General features: G+C 72.4%; 18 protein-coding genes. 5 read left to right on the plus strand and 13 right to left on the minus strand.

Annotation, left to right across the window (positions count from 1 at the left end):
- Positions 1-38 precede the first annotated feature (38 nt).
- From trxA to EDD40_RS23450, 8 genes are all read right to left on the minus strand, one after another.
- Positions 39-365: a thioredoxin gene (gene trxA / locus EDD40_RS23415; RefSeq protein ID WP_123744838.1), complete on the minus strand. Its 327-nt coding sequence runs from the start codon at positions 363-365 to the stop codon at positions 39-41.
- A gap of 29 nt (positions 366-394) precedes the next feature.
- A complete protein-coding gene (gene trxB / locus EDD40_RS23420; protein WP_123744839.1) occupies positions 395-1,393 on the minus strand; it encodes a thioredoxin-disulfide reductase in 999 nt (332 codons plus the stop codon).
- A 138-nt stretch (positions 1,394-1,531) separates the two neighbouring features.
- Entirely contained in the window at positions 1,532-2,272 is a 741-nt protein-coding gene (locus EDD40_RS23425; RefSeq protein WP_123744840.1) for a hypothetical protein, read from the minus strand.
- Positions 2,269-2,889 (minus strand): RNA polymerase sigma factor SigM, encoded by a 621-nt coding sequence (gene sigM / locus EDD40_RS23430; protein ID WP_123744841.1) that lies wholly within the window; start codon positions 2,887-2,889, stop codon positions 2,269-2,271. The genes EDD40_RS23425 and sigM overlap by 4 nt, the downstream gene beginning before the upstream one ends.
- A 110-nt stretch (positions 2,890-2,999) precedes the next feature.
- The gene (locus EDD40_RS23435; RefSeq protein ID WP_425471248.1) at positions 3,000-4,526 is read right to left on the minus strand and encodes a protein kinase family protein; all 1,527 of its coding nucleotides are present in this window, start codon (positions 4,524-4,526) and stop codon (positions 3,000-3,002) included.
- A gap of 37 nt (positions 4,527-4,563) precedes the next feature.
- Positions 4,564-6,195: a murein biosynthesis integral membrane protein MurJ gene (gene murJ / locus EDD40_RS23440; RefSeq protein WP_236594593.1), complete on the minus strand. Its 1,632-nt coding sequence runs from the start codon at positions 6,193-6,195 to the stop codon at positions 4,564-4,566.
- Complete coding sequence (locus EDD40_RS23445; protein ID WP_123744842.1) at positions 6,192-8,456, minus strand: DUF6049 family protein; 2,265 nt, start codon at positions 8,454-8,456, stop codon at positions 6,192-6,194. Before EDD40_RS23445 ends, murJ begins: the two co-directional genes overlap by 4 nt.
- Positions 8,453-8,971 (minus strand): NUDIX hydrolase, encoded by a 519-nt coding sequence (locus tag EDD40_RS23450; RefSeq protein ID WP_123744843.1) that lies wholly within the window; start codon positions 8,969-8,971, stop codon positions 8,453-8,455. The genes EDD40_RS23445 and EDD40_RS23450 overlap by 4 nt, the downstream gene beginning before the upstream one ends.
- 116 nt (positions 8,972-9,087) lie before the next feature.
- Here EDD40_RS23450 and EDD40_RS23455 point away from each other — a divergent pair, with 116 nt between their 5' ends.
- Together EDD40_RS23455 and EDD40_RS23460 are read left to right on the plus strand one after the other, a co-directional pair.
- Complete coding sequence (locus EDD40_RS23455) at positions 9,088-10,545, plus strand: CCA tRNA nucleotidyltransferase (RefSeq protein ID WP_246037781.1); 1,458 nt, start codon at positions 9,088-9,090, stop codon at positions 10,543-10,545.
- A 96-nt stretch (positions 10,546-10,641) separates the two neighbouring features.
- Positions 10,642-10,902, plus strand: coding sequence for a response regulator transcription factor (locus tag EDD40_RS23460; protein ID WP_123744844.1), 261 nt, complete (start codon positions 10,642-10,644; stop codon positions 10,900-10,902).
- Positions 10,903-10,939: 37 nt separating this feature from the next.
- Here EDD40_RS23460 and EDD40_RS23465 read toward each other — a convergent pair whose 3' ends face one another.
- Complete coding sequence (locus EDD40_RS23465; RefSeq protein WP_123744845.1) at positions 10,940-12,247, minus strand: MFS transporter; 1,308 nt, start codon at positions 12,245-12,247, stop codon at positions 10,940-10,942.
- A 283-nt stretch (positions 12,248-12,530) separates the two neighbouring features.
- On the opposite strand from EDD40_RS23465, the gene EDD40_RS23470 reads away from it, so the two are divergent.
- Positions 12,531-13,112 (plus strand): YqgE/AlgH family protein, encoded by a 582-nt coding sequence (locus tag EDD40_RS23470; protein ID WP_123744846.1) that lies wholly within the window; start codon positions 12,531-12,533, stop codon positions 13,110-13,112.
- Here the strand turns inward: EDD40_RS23470 and EDD40_RS23475 are convergent.
- Positions 13,109-13,516, minus strand: a complete 408-nt coding sequence (locus EDD40_RS23475) for an SdpI family protein (RefSeq protein WP_123748228.1) — start codon at positions 13,514-13,516, stop codon at positions 13,109-13,111. The two genes, EDD40_RS23470 and EDD40_RS23475, sit on opposite strands and share 4 nt — an antisense overlap.
- Positions 13,517-13,768: 252 nt before the next feature.
- On the opposite strand from EDD40_RS23475, the gene leuS reads away from it, so the two are divergent.
- On the plus strand, positions 13,769-16,576 hold the full coding sequence (gene leuS, locus EDD40_RS23480) for a leucine--tRNA ligase (RefSeq protein WP_123748229.1): 2,808 nt from the start codon (positions 13,769-13,771) through the stop codon (positions 16,574-16,576).
- A 37-nt stretch (positions 16,577-16,613) separates the two neighbouring features.
- On the opposite strand, the gene EDD40_RS41870 is transcribed toward leuS, so the two are convergent.
- Entirely contained in the window at positions 16,614-17,219 is a 606-nt protein-coding gene (locus EDD40_RS41870; protein WP_170185179.1) for a hypothetical protein, read from the minus strand.
- A gap of 163 nt (positions 17,220-17,382) precedes the next feature.
- A complete protein-coding gene (locus tag EDD40_RS23490; protein ID WP_123744847.1) occupies positions 17,383-18,135 on the minus strand; it encodes a TetR/AcrR family transcriptional regulator in 753 nt (250 codons plus the stop codon).
- Positions 18,136-18,257: 122 nt separating this feature from the next.
- Between EDD40_RS23490 and EDD40_RS23495 the strand changes: the two genes are divergently transcribed.
- Complete coding sequence (locus tag EDD40_RS23495) at positions 18,258-20,375, plus strand: MMPL family transporter (protein ID WP_123744848.1); 2,118 nt, start codon at positions 18,258-18,260, stop codon at positions 20,373-20,375.
- Here the strand turns inward: EDD40_RS23495 and EDD40_RS23500 are convergent.
- Positions 20,372-21,385 carry a YncE family protein gene (locus EDD40_RS23500; RefSeq protein WP_123744849.1) on the minus strand — a complete coding sequence of 338 codons (1,014 nt, stop codon included), beginning with the start codon at positions 21,383-21,385 and terminating at the stop codon, positions 20,372-20,374. The two genes, EDD40_RS23495 and EDD40_RS23500, sit on opposite strands and share 4 nt — an antisense overlap.
- Positions 21,386-21,488 lie beyond the last annotated feature (103 nt).

Below are 21,488 nucleotides of genomic sequence, written 5' to 3' on the forward strand. Positions count from 1 at the left end.
CTCCTCGGAAGACGGACGGGCCACCGGTTCGGTTGCACTCAGAGCACGTCGGACAGGTCCTTGAGCAGGGCCGCCTTCGGCTTGGCGCCGACGATCTGCTTCACCGGCTTGCCGCCCTGGAACAGGATCAGGGTCGGCACCGACATGATCTGGTAGTCCCGCGCGATCGACGGGTTGGCGTCGATGTCGAGCTTCGCGATGGTGATCTTGTCGGGGTTCTCGGCGGCGATCTCCTCGAGCACCGGGGCGACCATCTTGCACGGGCCGCACCAGGTCGCCCAGAAGTCGACCAGAACCGGCTTTTCGCTGGTCAGAACGTCATCGGTGAACGTCTGAGCGGACGTGACCACGGGGGTGCCTGCCATGTCGTGTTTCTCCCTCGGGAAAGGTGGGTTCAGCTGGTGGAGACGGGCTCGCCGTAGCCCCCGCCGACGTGCTCGGCGGTGACGGCGGCCTCCGTGGTCCCGTGCTCGGCGAGCCAGCGCTCCGCGTCGATCGCGGCGGCGCAGCCCGAACCGGCGGCGGTGATCGCCTGGCGGTAGGTGTGGTCGACGAGGTCGCCCGCGCCGAACACGCCGTCCACGTTCGTGTGAGTCGTGCGGCCGACGACCTGGACGTAGCCCTCGCCGTCCAGCTCGACCTGGCCCTTGACCAGCTCGCTGCGGGGGTCGTGGCCGATGGCGACGAAGAAGCCGGTGAACGGGTGCTCGCTCACCTCACCCGTGCGGGTGTCGCGGGTCTTCACGCCGGACACCGTGCCGGCGTCCTGGCCCAGCACCTCGACGACCTCGGCGTTCAGCAGCCACTTGATCTTCTCGTTGCTCCGCGCGCGCTCCAGCATGATCTTGGAGGCGCGGAACTCCTCGCGGCGGTGGATGATCGTGACGGTCCGGGCGAACTTGGTGAGGAACGTCGCCTCCTCCATCGCCGAGTCGCCGCCGCCGATCACCGCGATGTCCTGGTCGCGGAAGAAGAAGCCGTCGCACGTGGCGCAGGACGACACGCCGCGGCCGAGCAGCTCCTGCTCGCCGGGGACGTGCAGGTAGCGCGCCGCGGCGCCCATGGCCAGGATCACCGAGCGGGCGGCGTACCGCTTGCCGTTCGCGGTGACGTACTTCACCGGGCCGTCGAGCTCGAGGCCCTCGACGTCCTCCGCGCGCAGCTCGGCGCCGAAGCGCTTGGCCTGCTCCCGCATCTGCTCCATGAGGTCGGGGCCCATGATGCCGTCGCGGAAACCGGGGTAGTTCTCGACTTCGGTCGTGGTCATCAGCGCGCCGCCGTACTGCGAGCCCTCGAACACCAGCGGTTCGAGCTGGGCACGCGCCGCGTAGACCGCCGCGGTGTACCCGGCGGGCCCCGATCCCACGACGATCAGGTTCCGAACGTCCGACACCCTCGACCTCCGTTAGTCGCTCCCGGGCCCGGATCACCCGGCCCGGCACTTCGCACAACGGATCGTAGGGTGCGGTAATTCCGCACCGTCGGGGTGAGTTGGGCTACGCGGCCGGTGGCGACCCGGCCGCGGCCGTGGTCACGGCTCGATCGTGCTGTTCGCCAGGACGCCGTCGGGGTTGTCCGGACCGCAGGTCTGGGGGTCGACCACCACGATCCGGTAGGCCCCGGGCGCGCCCGCGGGCAGGATCGCCATCACGGCCGGCTTCTCGTCCAGCGTGATGGGGCTGACCCCGAGCGGCTTGCCCGCGGTGATGTTCGCCCCGCGCAGGCAGTCGGCCAGCTGCTCCTGGTTCTCCAGCGGGCCGTAGTTCTGCGCCTTGAGCACGTCGCCGAACACCGGGCCGAAGTTCTCGCCGCGCACCGCGGGCATCCGGTCGGCGCCGCCCGTGACCGGCGTGTTCGTGGTCTGGGCCGGCTGGGCCTGGCCGCCGTCACCCGCGGTGTCCCGCGGGATCGTCACCACGGTCACGCCGACGGCGACCGCGGCCGCCGCGAGCAGCCCCGCGCCCCAGCCGAGGCGCTTGGCGCGACGGGCCTTGGCCTGCGCGAAGTCGACCACCGGCGCGACCGGGCGGGCCTCGTCGGCGAGGGCCGCGTCGATCCGGTCGGCCACGTGGCGCGGCATGGGGATCGGCGGCAGGTTGTGCAGGTCGTCGAGCGTCGCGTCGAGGGCGGCGAGGATCTCGCGGGCCTCGGGGTCGTTCTCGACCAGCGGCCGGAGCTCGGCCTCGGTCCGCGGGTCCAGAGCCCCCGCGTGCAGGTCAGCCAGCAGGTCGACGGACCACGGCGGCCCTGAACGCCGCGCATTGCCGGTCATCGTTCCTCCAACTGACGTCCCTGTTGCACCTGCACATCGTTGTTCAGTGGGACGTTCGCATCTGCACTCTGGTTCCGGAGGTGCCCCAGAACTTTGGCGAGCTTGGCCCGTCCGCGGGCGCACCTCGACTTCACCGTGCCCTCCGCGATACCCAGCAGCTTGGCCGTTTCGGCCACCGAGTAGCCCTCCACGTCGACCAGCACGATCGGGGCGCGCTGCTCCTCCGGCAGCTCGTTGAGGGCCGCCTGGACGACCAGCCGGGTCTCCCGCTCGGCCATCGCGTCGCGGGGCGCCACCGGTTCGCCGGGGCCCGCCTCGGGGAGCGGCACGGTCGGCCTGGTTTGTCGCCTGCGCATCCGGTCCAGGCAGGCGTTCACGACTATTCGGTGCAGCCAGGTGGTGACCTGGGACTCGGCCCGGAAGCTCGCGGCCGCCCGGAAGGCCGAGATGAACGCCTCCTGCAGCGCGTCCGCGGCCTCCTCGGGGTCGCGCAGCGTGCGCAGCGCGACGGCCCACATGCGATCTCGGTGCCTGCGCACGAGCTCGGAGAAGGCGTGCGGGTCACCCGCGGCGTGCGCCGTGATGAGGTCTGCGTCCGAGCTGGCTGCGGCGGTCACGCCGGGAGCCTAGCGGGCTCGGGCAACTCCTCACTTTTCACCTGCACGGGTGAACGCCCGCACTCGCCCGCCACTCCCGCCGGACCACCCCGCCGCCCACGCCCGGACGGCTACTGCGCGCGGGTGTAGACGAGTTCCGCGATCTCGGAGCGGTTGTTCTTGCCGCTGCCCGACAGCTTCGTGATCCACACCAGCAGGTGCTGCGACGGCTCGTGGTCGGCCAGCTGGATCTGGGTCTGCCCGGCCGACAGGGTCGCGGTCGCGATGACCTTCGTCTCCGACAGCGGCGCGCCGGGCGTGCCCGCCACGCGGATCTCCACCACCGTGCCCTCGCTGGGCGACGTGATCGTCACCGACGACAGCTTCACCGGCTCGGCGAAGCCCGCCATCAGGCCGATGCCCGGCTTCAGCGCCGGGAACGGCTCGAAGTAGTTCTCCGTCTGCCACACCGTGGTCGGGTCCTTGTCGACCGCGCGGTTGGCCCGGGTGGCGTTGTCGGGCTGGTTGGTGACGTCGTACACGCCGACGGACGCGGGCTGCACGGGACCGGCCGGTGTCGCGGGCGGCGCGGGCTGGCCGCTCTGCCCCGGCGTGGTGGACTGGCCGATCACCACCGTCGGCCCGCCGCCGCCGGTCGGCTCGTCGCTGAAGAAGCTCACGATCTGCACGCCGAGCCAGACGATCACGGCCAGCGTCGCGACCGCGAGCACGGCCACGCTGATCATCAGCTTCCGCTTGCGGTCCTTGTCGCGGACCGGGCGCTGCGTGGTCCACACCGCGCCGTCGTCCGCCGCGTCGCCCGGCACCGGCTGGATCAGCGCGGTCTGCGCCTCCGACTGGGCGATCTGGTCGAGCACCTGCAGGATCGCCGCGCTGGTCCGGATGCCGCCGACGCTGGTGTCCTCCAGGCTGCGCACGGCGACCGACGACAGCTCGTGCGGCACGTACGGGTGCAGCGCGCTCGGCGCGAGCACGGAGCCGTCCGGGCCCGTCGGCGCGGCGGGCACGCCGTCCGGCCCGTTCGGCAGCGCCCACTTGCCGGTGAGCAGCAGGTACAGGATCGCGCCCAGGCCCTTGACGTCGTCACGGGCGATGGCGTCCGGCCGCGGCCCGGGGAACGCGAGCCGCAGCCTGCCGTCCGCCGTCACCCGGATGCGCTGCGGGTGGTCCGCGCCGAGCACGAGGCCGGCGTGGTGCGCGCCCTCGATCGCCGCGCCCAGCGGCTCCAGCAGCCGCGTCGCGGCGCCCGCCGGCAGCGGGCCCTCGGCGACCAGGTCCAGCAGGTCGGTGCCCTGGGTCCACTCGGCGACGATCACGCCGAGGATGCCCTCGTCCAGCCTGATCCCGGCGCCCGGCGTCAACACGTCGATCACCCGGGAAACGCCCGGGTGGGTGAAGCTGGCGGCGTGCATCGCGCGTTCGGCGGTCCGCTTGGCCCGCGCCGCGGCGGCGTGGTCGGCCGGGTCGCCCACCAGGACGGTCAGCGCCACGTCCCGGTTGAGCTGCCCGTCCCTGGCCCGCCACAGGTGCGCGTCGCACCGCCGGTCCACACCGGACCGGGTCAGGAGCCGGTACCGGCCGTCGCCGATCACCCCGCCGGGCACCAGCGAGGTGTTCTGCATCGGACCGCTGCTCACGGGGCCGAGGGTACGTGACCGCGTGGCGTCACAGGTGTCATCGGCGACCCACCAAACGACTGATCTTGCCGAGCGCGGGCTTCACCTCGGGTACTCGGAACAGGGCGAGCAGCAGGAAGCTCAGCGGCAACCCGACGATCGTCTGGATCACCACTTCGACCCAGGCACCCGCCACGCGGGACTCGATTCCCAGCACTCGGACGGCGAGCCACGCGAGCCCGGTCGCCGCGCCGAACGCGATGGCGGACGCCACGACCGTGAGGCAGATCGTCCACGCCGTGTAACCGGTGCGCAGCCGGCCGAGCCGCAGCCGCAGCCACAGCTGCCCGACCAGGGCGCCGACCACGAAGCTCAGCGACATCGCGATCGACACGCCGACCGCCAGCTTGTCCGGCGGCGAGATCGCCAGGAACCCGTACAGCAGCGCGATGCGCGCCACCACGATGATCCCCTGGATGATCGTCGGCGTCCGGGCGTCCTTCAACGCGTAGAACACCCGCAGCTGCAACAACGTGATCGCGTAGGGCACCAGGCCGAACGCGGACAGCGCGAGCGCCGTGCCGATCGACTCGCCGCCGTCGACGCCGGACCTGCCGTGCGCGAACAGCGCCAGGCCGATCGACACGCCGGACACCGTCATCAGCGCGCTGAACGGCATCAGCAGGATCGACGACATCCGGTTGCCGAACGCCAGGTCGCCGACCAGAGCGTCGGTGTCGTGCGCCGCCGCCGCGCGGCTCATCTTCGGCATCAGCGCCGTCAGCAGCGACACGCCGAGCACCCCGTAGGGCACCTGGGCGATCAGCCACTGCATGTTGTAGACCGTGATGGCGCCGTCGTAGTGCGTGGCGACCTTCGTCAGCACGACCATGCTGGCGAAGCCGAGCGCCACGTACAGCAGCACCCAGAACGCGAGCCCGCCGAACTCCGACAGCCGCCGGTCCCAGCCCCACCGCCAGCGGAAGCGGAACCCGGTCCGGCGCAGCGCCGGCACCAGCACCGACGCCTGCAGCGCCACGCCGAGCATCGTGCCGAGGCCGAGGACCAGCAGCTTCGGCTCGCCCATCCGCACCGGGTCGAGGGAGATCTCGCCCGGCATCAGCCAGTAGACGCCCAGCGTCACGATCACCACGAGGTTGTTCAGCACCGGCGCCCACGTGGGCAGGCCGAACACGTGCCGGGTGTTGAGCACCGCGCCGATCAGCGCGGACAGCCCGTAGAAGACGATGCCCGGCAGCACCAGGTAGGCGAACGCGGTGACCAGCTCGGGCTTGGCGTTGGGCGAGTCGATGAACAGCCCGGTCAGCAGCGGCGCGCAGGCGACCGCGATGATCGTGCCGATGCCCAGGACCACCGCGGACATCGTGATCATCCACTGGGCGTAGGACTCGCCGCGGTCGCCGTCCTCCTTCTCGGCGCGCACCAGCAGCGGGATGGCCACGCTGGTCAGCACGCCGCCCAGCAGCAGCTCGTTGATCATCGTCGGCAGCGTGGTGGCGACCTGGTAGGAGTCGTTGAGCGCGTCGACGCCGAGGATCGTGATCAGCAGCAGCTTGGACAGCAGCCCGGAGGCGCGGCTGACGATCGTGGCGATGGCCATCGAACCGCCGGCGCGCGCCAGCGACGGGCCCTGCGGCTGCTCCTGCGTCACCGTGGTTGTTCCGCTCAACTCGTGCTCGACCTCTCCGGTGGCGTTACCCCGCTCGCGTCGTTCGGCACCTGCGCGGAGGCGGCCCGGGCGGCGCGCACCCGACGGTAGATGCGCCGGGCGGACAGCAGCACCAGCGCGGCGCCCGCCAGGCACGTGATGACGACGGTGATGGTGCCGTACGCCGAGGACGACACCTCCAGCCGCGCCCGTTCGCCCAGCTCGACGCCGCTGGTGGTGACCAGGCGGACGTGCACCGGGAACCGCCCCGACCGCTGCACCTCCACCGGTACCCGCACCAGCCGGTCGCCACGCGCGGGCAGCTCGATGTCGGTCAGGTCCCTGGCCACGATGCCCGGTGTGTCCTCGATCACGATCCGCACCGTGATCCGGACGTCGAGCCGGTTCTTGATGGACAGCGGGATGGGGCTGTCGCCCGAGCCGAGCAGGATCGGGCTGTTCGGCTCGGTCACCGTGACCTGCTCGCGCAACCCGTCGATCTGCTCGCGGGCCAGCCCCAGCGCGGCCCGCGCGCCGTCCTCGTCGCCGCGCCACGCGCCCGACACCGCGCGCAGCAGCGACAGCCGCAGCGGGGCGACCAGGTCGGCGGGCTCGGCGGACTCCGCGTCCGGCTGGCTCATCGACTCCGACAGCTGGTGCAACCGGAGCCACGAGTCGGAGACCGCGGCGGTCACGGTCGGCGGCACCTCGCGGGCGCCCGCCTCGACCGGGTAGCTCAGCGCGGCGGTCTGCGCCGGCGGCGACGCCAGCAGCGTCTCGAGGCCGACGGGGGTCGCGAACCCGTCCGCGACCAGGGACTTCGCCGCGCGCAGCAGCGTGTCGACCTCGCCGGTCGGCGCGTTCCACCGGCGTGGCGGCGCGATGACCACGTTCTGGCCGGTGCTCTGGAACCCGGCCCGGAACGTGAGCGCGGCCAGCGCGTTCTGCACCGACACCGGCCGGGTCTCGCTCGGCGTGGTCACGCCCGCGACCGGCCGGGCCGTCGCCGCGCCCTGCAGCGCGTCGGACACCATGCCGTCGACGCGCACCGCCGTGACCGGCTTGCCCTCGGCCACGTCGAACCGCACCGGTCCCGTGCCGGGGGTGCCCGCGACGGCCGACTGGTCGAGCACCAGGGACGTGACGCCCCGACCGGTCAGGCCGGCCAGCGTCGCCTGGTCGAGCACGCCCTCCTCGGGCCAGGTCAGGCCCTGCGTCGGCTGCACGCCGAGGACCTCGCGGACCACCTCCGCGCCGGCGAGCGCGAGGTCGCCCAGGCCGGTGAGCTCGGCGCGGGTCAGCGCGACCAGGTCGGCGTCCGCGTCGGGCAGCGCGATCACGCACCGGCCGGCGGCCACCAGGCGCAGCCGGTCGCGCCACAGCTCGGCCGCGCTCTTGCCCTTGCCCGCGCCCTGGCCGCGCACCTCGTAGCCCTGGGTCATCGCCTCGACCGTGCGCAGCAGGTCGGGGTCCACGGCCAGGCACACGCCGGCGCCCAACGGGCCGGTCAGCGCCGACTCGTAGGCCATGAGCAGGCCGTACAGCCGTCCGCCCATGGCCAGCGAGCCCGCCAGCTCGTCGTCGGTGAGCACGGTCGGGCTGCCGGTGACGACGCGCGGCCGGTCCGCCAGCGGCCACAGCAGGGTGATCTTGGCGGGGGTGGCCGGCGGGGTCGGCGCCTGGCCGCCGGGCATCGCGAGCACCGGCAGCAGGGTGCTCAGCGCGGCCAGCCGGGCCCGCCCGCCGTAGGCCGGGACGCCGTTGATGTTGGCCAGGATCGGGTAGATGCCCGGTTCGGTGACCTGCAGCGACGTGGGGTCGTTCCCGCGCAGGGGCACGGTCAGCCGGAACGGCTTCGACTCGTTCTGCTCCAGGCGGTCGGCGACCCGGGTGAACCTGGGCTGGACGACCTCGGCGTCGGTCGGCTCGCGCAACGCCTTGCGGACCTCGTCCTCGCCGGTCAGCGGCTGGCCGCGCTCCAGGCGCAGCTCGATCTCCTCGATCGGCCGGTCGCCGACGTTGACGACCTTGCCCGAGATGGTGATCGAGTCCGGCCCGTCCGCGGTGATCACGCGGGGGGTCATCTCCTCGACGTCCAGGCGCAGCCACACCTGCGACTGCTGGCCCGGTTGGCTGGACAGCGCCCTGGTCGCCCACACCTGGGTGGCGGGCGCCGGTCGGACGGGCAGCCGCCCGGTGTCGACGGGCGCGGCGGACGCCGCGGACGCCGTCGACACGAGGAGGACCCCCGCCGCCGCTAGTGCGGACAGCAGCCGTTTCACGCGGACTCCGCTCCGTCCGTCTGGTACTCGGAGAGCAGTTCGGCGGCTCGGCGCACGAGTCGACGCTCGTCCGCGTAGGCGAGCCGGTCGTCCAGCTCGCCAAGGGGCACCCACGCCACCTCGGTGACCTCCACGTCTTCGTCGGAAAGCTCGCCGCCCAGCGCTTCCAGGAGGAAGTGGTGGACGGTCTTGTGCACCCGCCGGTCCTCGGCGACGAACCAGTAGTCGATCGAGCCGAGCGGGCGCAGGACCTTGCTATGAATACCGGTCTCCTCCGCGACCTCGCGCACCGCGGTCTGTTCCGCGGTCTCGCCGGCCTCGATGTGACCCTTCGGCAACGACCACAACAGCCGGCCGCGCCGGTCGAGCCGCCCGATGATCGCGGCGACGTGCTGCTCGAAGTCCAGCACCAGTCCGCCCGCCGAGGTCTCGTCGACGGTCTTCAGCCGCCGACCGCGACGCCGGTTCCGGCGCCTCGGCTTGGGACCGCCGGAGCGACCGGACGACTGGGGCATGCCCTGATGGTAGTGGCGACCAGCGGGTACCGGACGTGACCGCCCGGTGGCGGCCGGTGATCGACTACGGGCGACTCGTTCGGACCGGGGACCGCCGACCAGTAGGCTGGCTGCTCGTGTCCGGACCCACCGCCCCCGCCGCCACTCCTGCCGGGCAGGACAATGCCGTGGTGGAACTGCTGAGCGCCCTCCCCGTCGCCGAGGAACTGGCCGCCCGCTTCGCCGGCGCCGGTCACCGCCTGTACCTGGTGGGCGGCAGCGTGCGGGACGCCGTGCTCGGTCGGCTGTCCGGCGACCTCGACTTCACCACCGACGCCCGGCCGCCGCAGGTCATGGCGCTGCTCAAGGGCTGGGCGGACGCGATCTGGGACACCGGCATCGCGTTCGGCACGGTCGGCGCGACCAAGCACGGGCAGACCGTCGAGGTCACCACGTTCCGCGCCGACAGCTACGACGGCGTCACCCGCAACCCCGAGGTGACCTTCGGCGACAGCATCGAGGGCGACCTGGTCCGCCGCGACTTCACCGTCAACGCGATGGCCTACGACGTGGTGAACCGGCAGCTCATCGACCCCACCGGCGGGCGCGAGGCGCTGCGGGCCAGGACCCTGGACACCCCCGCGACGCCGCAGGAGTCGTTCTCCGACGACCCGCTGCGGATGCTGCGCGCGGCCCGGTTCGTGTCCCAGCTCGGCTTCACCGTCGCGCCGCGCGTGCTCGACGCGATGGCGGCCATGGCGGGCGAGCTGACCCGCATCACCGCCGAGCGCGTGCAGGTCGAGGTGTCCAAGCTGCTCACGGGCGCGCACCCGCGGGCGGGCGTGGAGCTGATGGTCGAGTCGAAGCTGGCCGACGTGGTGCTGCCCGAGCTGCCCGCGATGAAGCTGGAGATCGACGAGCACCACCAGCACAAGGACGTGTTCCACCACTCGCTGGTCGTGCTCGACCAGGCCGTCGACCTGGAGGACGGGCCCGAGCCGGACCTCGTGCTGCGGCTGGCGGCGTTGCTGCACGACATCGGCAAGCCGGGCACCCGGCGGTTCGAGGAGGGCGGCGGCGTCTCGTTCCACCACCACGAGGTGGTCGGCGCGAAAATGGTCCGCAAGCGTTTGCGCGCCTTGAAGTACTCGAAGGAGATCGTCGAGGACGTCGCCCAGCTCGTGTACCTCCACCTGCGCTTCCACGGCTACGGCAGCGGCGAGTGGACCGACTCGGCGGTGCGCCGGTACGTCACCGACGCCGAGCACCTGCTCCCCCGCCTGCACAAGCTGGTCCGCGCCGACTGCACCACGCGCAACCGGCGCAAGGCCAACGCGTTGCAGCGGACCTACGACGACCTGGAGCGCCGCATCGAGCGCATCGCCGCCGAGGAGGACCTCAAGCGGGTCCGGCCCGACCTCGACGGCAACGAGATCATGCGGCTGCTGGGCGTGCCACCGGGGCCGGTGGTCGGCAGGGCGTGGAAGTTCCTGAAGGAGCTGCGCCTGGACCGCGGTCCGCTCGACCACGACGAGGCGGTCGCGGAGTTGCTCGCGTGGGCCCGCGCGGAGGGCGTCCAGCCGCCCGGTGACTGACACCAAGTGACCAATCTCGAACTTGGGCTTGGCCAGTGACAGCCCGTTGCGGGACCATGACTGTGTGCGTCAGACGCGCACTGGGGGTGGTGTCGTATGAACGCTTGGGGATTGTCCGAGGGGGGCACCCGGGCACAACAGGGCCTGGACGAGCTGTCCGACCGGCAGCGGGCCGTGCTCCGCTGCCTGGCCAGGGGGCTCGCGGACCACGAGATAGCGCGGGTGCTGGCGCTGAGCCAGCACCAGGTGGGGGCGGTGGTGTCGGAGATCCTGCGGGCGTTGAACCTGCGCGACCGGATGGCCGCGGTGGTCTACGCCCACGAGACGGGCATCATCCGCCTGCCCCTGCCGCGTTGACCTGCCGCTGCTCCGCGGCCGGCGGCGACCTCGCGAATCAGCGGTGGGTGGCCGCCGACGTGCGCTTGTCGAGCAGCAGGTAGCCGAGCAGGCCGAGCAGGTAGGCCACCGTCGCGGCGACCACGAGGCCCGGGGACCGACCGTCCAAGGGCACGACGGCCGCCGCGGCGGTGACGGCTGCCACCTGCGTGACGTTGAACAGCGTGTCGTACAGGGCGAACACCCGGCCGCGGACCTCGTCGCCGATGTCGCCCTGCACGGCCGCGTCCACGCACAGCTTCACCACCTGGCCCGCGAAGGTCAGCACGAACGACGCGGCCAGGATGGTGGGCAGCAGCATGGGCAGGCCGAGGCCGAGCTGGGTGGCCGCGGCCAGCACGAGCGCGGCGCAGACCGTGCCGCGCCGGCCGAGCAGGTCCACCAGCCGGTCGGTCACGAGCCCCGCCAGCAGGATGCCCGCGCCACCGGCGACGGCGACCTCGCCGAGCCCCGCCAGGCCCGCCTTGAACGGCCCGTGGTCGGTGAACGTGTGGCGCATCAGCAGCAACGTCAGCAGCAGCGACGCGCCGAACGCGAGCCGGTGCGCGAGCAGCGCCACCAGGGCGGCGGCGACGGTGGGCGCGCGCCACGCGGCCCGCGCGCCGTCCAGCAGGCCCAGGGCGACCGCGGTGACCGTCCGGCGGGGCTCGTCCACCTCGTCGGGTCCGAGCGCGCCACGGGCGAAGCGGGAGGCCAGGAAAGCGGCGCCGAGCGAACCCGCGACCGCGACGGCCGTGGTCCACGCCGAGCCGTCGTCACCGGAGCCGAAGAGCGACCGCAGCCCCACCGCGCACCCCGCGCCGAGCACGGCGGTCAACGCGCCGAGCGTGGTGACGAACGCGTTCGCCTCCACCAGGTGGTCGCCGTCCACCACGTGCGGCAGGGACGCGGACAGGCCGGAGCCGACGAACCGGCTCACCCCCGTGACGAACAGCGCCGAGGCGTACAGCGGCACGCCGTCGAGCCCGAGCCCGACGGCCGTCGCGGTCAGCACGACGAAGACCGCGCGCGTGAGGTTCGCCACCACCAGCACGCGGCGGCGGTCCCACCGGTCCAGCAGGGCCCCCGCGAACGGGCCGACGATCGAGTACGGGAGCAGCAGCACGGCGAACCCGGCCGCCACCGCGAGCGGGTCGGCGTGGCGCTCGGGGTTGAACAGGACCGCGCCCGCGAGGCCGGCCTGGAACAGCCCGTCGCCCCACTGGGCGGCCAGCCGCGAGGCCAGCAGCCTGCGGAAGTCCGCCAGCGCGAGGAGTTTCCGGACACCGAGGTGGTGCTTCGCCGCGGTGGTGCCGGCAGTGGTCACGGTGGTGAGCCTATGCCTCCGGGGCCGCGAACCACGAAGGCCGGACCCTGGTGGGTCCGGCCTCCCTGGCGCCAGGCGCCCGGTCGCCTCTCGGCGGGTGGCACTACGCGGCTCCAGCCGGACGGTATTCCGCGTAGGCGTTTCAGTGGGCCCGGGGGACTCGATGGCGCCTGACGTTCACTGCAACGAACACGGTAACCCGGATGTTCCTGCCCGGCGGGATCCGCCGCGTCCACGCGGTGCGCGTGCTGCGTCGCCGGGCGCCCGGCCGTCGTCTGGGATCATGCGTGGTGTGCGCCCTGATGCCGACGTCGAACCGGGTTCCCTGCTGGTCGCGGCACCGAGTCTGACCGACCCCAACTTCCGCCGGACGGTGGTGTACGTCATCGACCACCGGGACGAAGGCAGCCTCGGCGTGGTGCTGAACCGCCCGAGCGAGGTCGCCGTCCACGACGTGCTGCCCGCGTGGGGGCCGCACGTGAGCAGGCCGCAGGCCGTCTACATCGGCGGGCCGGTGGAGCAGAAGACGGCGCTGTGCCTGGCCGCGCTGCGCACCGGGGAGGACCTGGCGTCACTCGACGGTGTGGTCGGCGTGCACGGACCGGTGGCGCTGGTCGACCTGGACGCCGACCCGGACGCGCTGGTGGCGAAGGTGCGCGGGATGCGCGTGTTCGCCGGCTACTCCGGCTGGGGCGAGGGCCAGTTGGGCAACGAGGTGGCGCGCGGCGACTGGATCGTCGTGAAGGGCCTGCCCGACGACGTGCTCACGCCGCCGAACGTCGACCTGTGGGGCCGGGTGCTGCGCCGTCAGGGCATGCCGACGGCGCTGATGGCGACGTTCCCGACGGACATCCGGCGGAACTAGGCGCGGGTCAGCACGCTGCAACCGCCACCCGTGCCCGAGCACGCGCAGCCGCCGCAGCCGGCCGGGGCCTGCTCCGGCAGCGCCTCGGCGGCCCGGTGGCCGAGCACGCCGCCCGCGCCCGCGACCACGATGCTGCCGACCAGCCCGACCAGGCCGATGACCAGCGACAACGCCGGGTTCACAGCCGCCGCGACGGCCGCCACGAGAGCGATGGCGCCCGCGGCCGCGTTCGGCACGCCGGCGATCTTGTTGGCCAGCGCGAAGGTCTCGTCGTCACGCAGGGTGGCCTTGGTGCGCACCCCGAAGAAGCGGTTGCGCTGGAGTCGGCCACGCACGCCGAGCAAGCCGATGGTCGCGAACGCGACACCGATCAGACCCAGCACCACAGGCAGCACGATGTTCACGCTGACGAGGGTAGGCCGGTCCTCCGACCCAGGTCGGGCCGGCCCCGCCTTCACCGGCCGGTCGCGGTCGTTCACCCGGTTCACCGGGGTTGCGCTGCGCTGATACCGTTGACGGCATGAGCAAGGCCCGCCTGCTCCTTAGCTAGCCGCGCAGACCTCGTCAACCAGGTCCGCGCGGCAACCCCTCACGCCCTTCCGGGCTGGGGGGTTTCGTCATGTCAGGGGCAGGTACCGATGGAGAGGGACATCCCGATGAGCACCGACGCGGCGGACGCGACGCCCGCCTACCGCTACACCGCCGAGCTGGCGGGGGAGATCGAGCGGCGCTGGCAGCGGCACTGGGAGGAGCAGGGCACCTTCCACGCGCCGAACCCGGTCGGGCCGCTCAAGGGCGACGTGCCCGCGGACAAGCTGTTCGTGCAGGACATGTTCCCCTACCCGTCGGGCGCGGGCCTGCACGTGGGCCACCCGCTGGGCTTCATCGGCACCGACGTGTTCGCCCGGTACCACCGGATGAACGGCCGCAACGTGCTGCACACGATGGGCTTCGACGCGTTCGGCCTGCCCGCCGAGCAGTACGCCGTGCAGACCGGGCAGCACCCGCGCAAGACCACCGAGGACAACATCCAGACCTACCTGCGGCAGATCCGCAGGCTGGGCCTGGGCCACGACGAGCGCCGCCGGATCTCCACCATCGACCCGGGCTACTACAAGTGGACCCAGTGGATCTTCCTGCAGATCTTCAACTCCTGGTACGACCCGGCGGCGGGCAGGGCGCGGCCGATCGCGGAGCTGGAGGCGCAGTTCGCCGCGGGCGAGCGGGCCACGCCGGACAAGCCGTGGGCGGAGATGTCCCGCCCGGAGCGGGAGAAGCTGCTGGGCCGGTACCGCCTGGTGTACCTGTCCGAGGCGCCGGTGAACTGGTGCCCCGGCCTGGGCACGGTGCTGGCGAACGAGGAGGTCACCGCGGACGGCCGCAGCGAGCGCGGCAACTTCCCGGTGTTCCGGCGCTCGCTGCGCCAGTGGATGATGCGGATCACCGCCTACTCCGACCGGCTGATCGACGACCTGGACCGGCTGGACTGGCCGGACAAGATCAAGGCGATGCAGCGCAACTGGATCGGGCGCTCGCACGGCGCCCGGGTCAGGTTCGAGGTCGGGCGCGCGGACGCGGGCGCCGTCGACGTCGAGGTGTTCACCACCCGGCCCGACACCCTGTTCGGCGCGACGTACCTGGTGCTGGCGCCCGAGCACCCGCTGGTGGACGTGATCACGTCCGCCGGGCAGGCCGACGCGGTCGCCGCGTACCGCGCCGAGGTCTCGCGCAAGTCCGAGCTGGACCGGCAGGAGAACAAGGAGAAGACCGGCGTCTTCACCGGCGCGCACGCGACGAACCCGGTCAACGGCGCCCGCATCCCGGTGTACGTCGCGGACTACGTGCTGATGGGCTACGGCACCGGCGCGATCATGGCGGTGCCCGGCCAGGACCAGCGCGACTGGGACTTCGCCAAGGCGTTCGACCTGCCGATCGTCCGGACCGTGCAGCCGCCGGAGGACTTCGACGGCGAGGCGTACACCGGCGCCGGCCCGGCCGTGAACTCCAGCCACGAGAGCAGCGTCAGCCTGGACGGCCTGGACGTCGACGAGGCCAAGACGAAGATCATCGCCTGGCTGGAGGAGCAGGGCCGCGGCCAGGGCACGGTGCAGTTCAAGCTGCGCGACTGGCTGTTCTCCCGGCAGCGGTACTGGGGCGAGCCGTTCCCGATCGTGTACGACGAGGACGGCACGCCGATCGCCGTGCCGGAGTCGATGCTGCCGATCGAGCTGCCCGACGTCGACGACTACTCGCCGCGGACGTTCGACCCGGAGGACGCGGACTCCGAGCCGTCGCCGCCGCTGTCGCGCGCCGAGGACTGGGTCGCCGTCGAGCTGGACCTGGGCGACGGGCCCAAGCGGTACCGGCGCGAGACCAACACCATGCCCAACTGGGCCGGTTCGTGCTGGTACCAGCTGCGGTACGTGGACCCGACGGAGTCCGAGCGGTTCGTCAACGCGGAGAACGAGCGGTACTGGCTGGGCCCGCGCGCGGAAGAGCACGGCGCGTCCGACCCCGGTGGCGTCGACCTGTACATCGGCGGCGTGGAGCACGCGGTGCTGCACCTGCTGTACGCGCGGTTCTGGCAGAAGGTGCTGTTCGACCTGGGCCACGTGTCCGGTGACGAGCCGTACCGGCGGCTGTTCAACCAGGGCTACATCGAGGCCTACGCCTACACCGACGCGCGCGGCTCCTACGTGCCCGCCGAGCTGGTCGAGGAGCGCGACGGCAAGCACTTCTACGAGGGCGAAGAGGTGCGCCGCGAGTACGGCAAGATGGGCAAGAGCCTGAAGAACGTGGTCACGCCGGACGACATGTGCGAGAAGTACGGCGCCGACACGTTCCGGCTGTACGAGATGTCGATGGGCCCGATGGACGTCTCGCGGCCGTGGGCGACCAAGGACGTCGTCGGCGCGCAGCGGTTCCTGCAGCGGCTGTGGCGCAACCTGGTCGACGAGACCACGGGCGAGCCGCGGGTCACCGACGAGGAGCCGGGCGAGGACGCGCTGCGGCTGCTGCACAAGACGATCGCCGGCGTGCACGACGACTTCGCGAACCTGCGCTACAACACGGCGGGCGCGAAGCTGATCGAGCTGAACAACCACGTCACCAAGCACTTCCCGGGCGGCGCGCCACGCGTGCTGGCCGAGCCGCTGGCGCTGATGCTGGCGCCGCTGAGCCCGCACGTCGCCGAGGAGCTGTGGGCGAAGCTGGGCCACGGCGACTCGCTGGCCCACGGCCCGTTCCCGGCGGCGGAGGAGAAGTACCTGGTCGAGGACACGGTGGAGTACCCGATCCAGGTCAACGGCAAGGTGAAGGCCCGGGTGGTCGTGTCCGCGTCCGCGTCGTCGGACGAGGTGCGGGCGGCGGCGCTGGCCGAGGGGAAGGTGGCCGAGCTGCTGAACGGCGGCACGCCGCGCAAGGTGATCGTCGTGCCGGGCCGCCTGGTCAACGTGGTGCTGTAACCGTTCCGCGGCCGGCGGGGTTCACCGGCAGCGGGGTTCACGGACGGGGCAACTGGGCGGCCACTTCGGTCATCGCGTCGAGCAGGTCCGGCTCGACGTGCCCGGTTGCCGGTTCGGACTCGGCGATCGTGATCGTGGTGTCCTTGATCTCCGACCAGTAGTGCGCGGCGGTGAAGTGGACGTCCGGCAGGCCGACCACGCCGCCGGGCAGCGGTTTCACGTCGCCGGAGCCGGCGACGTCGATGACCCGGTCGAACTGCCTGGCCTGGTTGCGGCCCGGGAAGGTCACCCACACCACCGACACCAGGGCCGCGTTGCCCGCCTGGTCGCCGACGGCGAGCAGGAGGCGGTCCAGCGACGTGCACGGCGTGGCGGCGAAGAAGTCGCGCACCTGGCCGAACGAGTTCTCCAGGCAGTCGAGCTCCTGCTTGACCGCCTGCTTGCTGATCCCGACCCCGAGGTGGCCCATCGCGCCTTCGGCGTCCCCGCCGCGCGCCGCGCGCTTGGCGTCCCACTTGCGGACGCCGATGCTCTGCACCGGGGCCGCCGCCGCGCCGCCGCCGCCCGCGCCCGAGTTCAGCGCCGCGCCACCGGCCCCGCCCGCGCCCGCGAGGACGACGAGCACCGCGGCCACTAACGCCACGCCGCCGGATCCCTTGTCGGAACTCTTCCGTGCCACCATCCCCCCGCCCCGAGACGTTCGCGCCGTGCGGCCACCACATGCAACCCCGATCGGGTGCCCCTGGTTGCGCCGAGAACGCGAAAAGCCCTCGAACGGACCAGCAGGTATGCCCGGAAGTCGCAGCTCACGGACGCGTCAGGTGACGAAAACCCATCTCGCCCAGGATCTGCGCCAGCATCGAGTCGAACAGCGGCTCGGGATCGGACACCGCGAACGGGAAGCGGCCGAAGACCTCGAGGGCCACGTGACCGTAGATCCGCACCCACGACTGCGTGACGTGGTGGACCGCGCGCAGCGGCAGCGCGGCCTCGTCCACCTCGACGCCGCGGTCGTTCACGGCGGCCAGCAGCACCTGCTGGAACGCGGCCAGGTCGGCGCGCAGGTCCTCCGGGACGTCGTCGCCGAGGTCGTCCGGCAGCGGGTGGCTCGCGATCAGCCGGCCCGCGACCTCCAGGAACACCCGGCCGAACTGGTCGCCGACCTCGCTGTGGCCCCCGTCCGGCGCGCACGGGCCGAGGGCGGCCTCGGTGGAGGCGAACACCAGCGTGAACTCCTGCGGGTGCGCGAGCGCCCAGCGCCGGAAGCCCCGGCACACCGCGTAGACCTGCGCGCTCACGTCGTCCTGGTCGATGCGGTCGAGGTGGGCGTCGAGTTCCGCGGCCAGGTCCGTGCAGATGTCCTCGGCGAGCCGGCGGAGCAGGTCCTCGCGCGAGTCGTAGTACCGGTACAGGCCCGGCGCGGTGATGCCGACCTCACGTGCGATAGCACGCAGAGTGACGGCGTCCCGGCCGTGTTCCACGAGTAGGGCACGAGCTTGCCGTCGGATGTCACGCTCCGTCTCAGCGCGTAGCCGCTCACGACGAGTGGCCTCGGTCATAAGTCACCCAATCCGGTTGTAAGCGCTGTTCACCCGGGTATAACTTCGGGACAGGTGAGTGAACAGTGTTTACGTAGTTGACGCCATTCACCCAACGGTAACCCATCTGCCTGGGAGGACGCGTGTTCGCGAAGTGGGGATCGCTGGCGTACCGCCGCAGGTGGGTGGTGCTGATCGCGACGGTGGCCCTCGCGGTGGTGGGTGGCATCTGGGGACTCGGCGTGTTCGACCGGCTCAGCCAAGGCGGCTACGAAGCGCCGACGAGCGAGGCCGCGCGGGCCAACCAGGTGGCGCAGGACGCGTTCGGCCGACAGGGCGGCGACGTGCTGGTCGTCTACAACACCACCGAACCCGCCGAGCTCCAGCGGATCGCCGGCGAGCTGTCCGACCTGCCCCGCGACGCCGTGCTGAAGGTGCAGCCGCCGTTCCCCTCGCCCGAGAGCGGCAAGTCGCTCGTCGTGATCACGCTCGCCTCGGGTGACTCGAACACGCAGCTCAAGCAGTACGAGCAGATCGCCGACCAGCTCCAGGTCGACGGGCTGGACGCGCAGGTGGGCGGCCTGGTGCCGACCCAGAAGGCGATCAGCGACATGTCCGCCTCCGACCTCACCAAGGCCGAGGCCGTCTCGCTGCCGATCGTGCTCGTCCTGCTGGTCGTCATCTTCGGCGGCCTGGTCGCCGCGTCGCTGCCAGTGCTGGTGGGCGGCCTCGCGATCATGGGCTCGCTCGGCGTGCTGCACGCCGTGTCGCTGGTCGCCGACGTGAACTCGTTCGCGGTCAACGTGGCCAGCCTGCTCGGCCTGGGCATGGCGATCGACTACGGCCTGTTCATGGTCGGCCGGTTCCGGGAGGAGCTGGCCGCCGGCCGCAGCACACCGGACGCCGTGCGCCGCACCGTCATGTCGGCGGGCCGCACCGTGCTGTTCTCCGCGACGCTGCTGGTGATCGCGCTCGCCGGGCTCCTGCTGTTCCCCCAGGGCTTCCTCAAGTCCCTGAGCTACGGCGGCATGTCGGCGGTGGCGATCGCGGCGGTCGTGTCGCTCACCCTGCTCCCCGCCCTGCTGGCCGTCCTCGGCCACCGAGTGGACAAGCTCGCCATGCCGTGGCGCAAGAACAAGACGGCGTCCGAGGGCGGCTGGCGCCGGCTGGCCGGCCGGGTGATGAAGCGGCCGGTGCTGGTCGCGCTGCCGATCGTGCTGGTGCTGCTCGCGCTCGGCTCGCCGTTCCTCGGCGTGAAGTTCGGCGAGGTCACCGAGAAGGTGCTGCCCGAGGGCAACCCGGCGCGCGTCGCCGCCGAGACGGTCAACAACGACTTCGCGGCGCTGTCCAACGCCGGCTTCAAGATCGTGATCACCGGTGACCCGTCGCCCGCCGACGTGCAGCGGTTCATCGGCGACGTCGGCGCGGTGCCCGGGGTGGGCGAGGCCCAGGTCGCGGCGGAGCCCGCCGACGGCGTGTGGCTGGTCAACGCGGGCCTGGACCAGGACGCGCTGAGCGACGAGTCCAAGCAGGCGCTGCGGGACGTGCGGGCGCTGGCCGGGCCCGGCGACGAGGTGCTCGTCGGCGGCAGCACGGCGATGGTGACCGACAGCCTCGACGCCATCGGCGAGAAGCTGCCGCTGATGGTCCTGCTGCTGGTGGGCGCGACGTTCGTGCTGATGTTCCTGGCGTTCGGGTCCGTGCTGCTGCCGATCAAGGCCGTGGTGATGAGCGCGCTGAGCCTGTCCGCCACGTTCGGCGTGCTGGTGTGGGTGTTCCAGGACGGGCACGGCGCGTCGCTGCTCGGCGTCACGCCCGCGCCGCTGGAGTCCGGGATCGTGGTGCTGATGGCGGCCGTGGTCTTCGGGTTGTCCACGGACTACGAGGTGTTCCTGCTGTCCCGGATGGTCGAGGCGCGCGGTCGCGGCGCGAGCACCGAGGAGGCGGTGACCGCCGGTCTGGTCAAGACCGGCCGGGTGATCACCGCGGCGGCGCTGCTGCTGATCGTGGTGACGGGCGCGTTCGCGTTCTCCCAGATCACCATGATGCGGTTCGTCGGCGTCGGCATGATCCTGGCGCTCGCGCTGGACGCCACCGTGGTGCGGATGCTGCTCGTGCCCGCCGTGATGAAGATGCTCGGCGACGCCGCGTGGTGGGCGCCGGGGCCGCTGCGGCGGATCCAGGAGCGGATGGCGATCCACGAGGACGCGCCGGCGGAGGACGAGAAGCCGCCGCGGCCCGTCCAGGCCGTGTCCCCTTAGGACCCGTCGACCGGTTCGAACACGATGGCCGTGGCCGTGTTGCCGCGGCCGTCGTCGTCCAACCCGCTGAGCTGGAACGTGTTCAGCACCCGGTTGTCCGCGCTGTCCAGCACCGTCGCGGTGTTGCCGCTGGACACGACCACGCGGCGGTCGCCGGGCGCGATGGCCAGCGCCTTCGCCTTGAGCCGCAACGCCTTCGCGGTGCGCGTCGTGGTGTCGACCACGACCACGCGGCGGTCCAGCCCCACGTAGACGCGGCGGCCGTCCGGCGTGACCGCGATGCTGCCCGCGCCCTTGCCGACCGGAACCGACCAGCGCACCTCGTCGGTGCCCGGGTCGATCATGGAGACCGTGCCGGCGCCCTCGCCGAGGTCGAGCGAGCTGACGTAGACCGCGTCACCGCCCGGGCCGACCGCGACGTGCTGCGGCATGCCCTCGACGTCGATCGTGGTCAGCGGGCTCGCGCTCGCGGTGTCGAGCACGCTCACCGTGCCGTCCTGCGCGTTGGCCACGTACAGCCGGCGGCCGTCCGGCGTGATCGCGATGCCCTCCGGCTGGCCGCCCGCCTTGATCGCCGCGACGAGCCGGAACTTCACCGGGTCCACCACCGCGACCGCGCCGCCGCCGGTGACGTACAGGCGCCGGCCGTCCGGGCGCAGCACCGCCTGCGCCAGCCGCGCGGGGATGTCGATGCGGCCGACGACCTCGCCCGCCGCCGGGTCGACCGCCGTGATCACGCCCGCCCAGCCGTTGACCACGTACACCCGCCGGCCACCCGACCCGACCGCCGCGCCCGTCGTCCACGCGCCGGTGTCGACCGTCGCCACGGTCCGGCCGTCGGTGGTGTCGAGCACCTGCACCCGGCCGTCGTGGGTGATCACGTACGCCTCGGCCGCGGGCGTGCCCGCGGCGGTGACGACGTAGGACCCCTCCTGGCCGGCGGCGGAGAGCGCGGCGGCGAGGAGGACGGCTGCGGTGCCCAGGGCTGCGGTGCCTCGTCGTCCCCACATGGCTGGATGGGAACACCGCCGCGCGGTCGGGTTCCACTCCGGTCCTCCGGACGGGTGCCTTTGTGTGCCGGACCGGGTGACGGGTGCCTGGCTGCCGCCCGCG

Source organism: Saccharothrix texasensis, from assembly GCF_003752005.1.
Lineage (GTDB): Bacteria > Actinomycetota > Actinomycetes > Mycobacteriales > Pseudonocardiaceae > Actinosynnema > Actinosynnema texasense.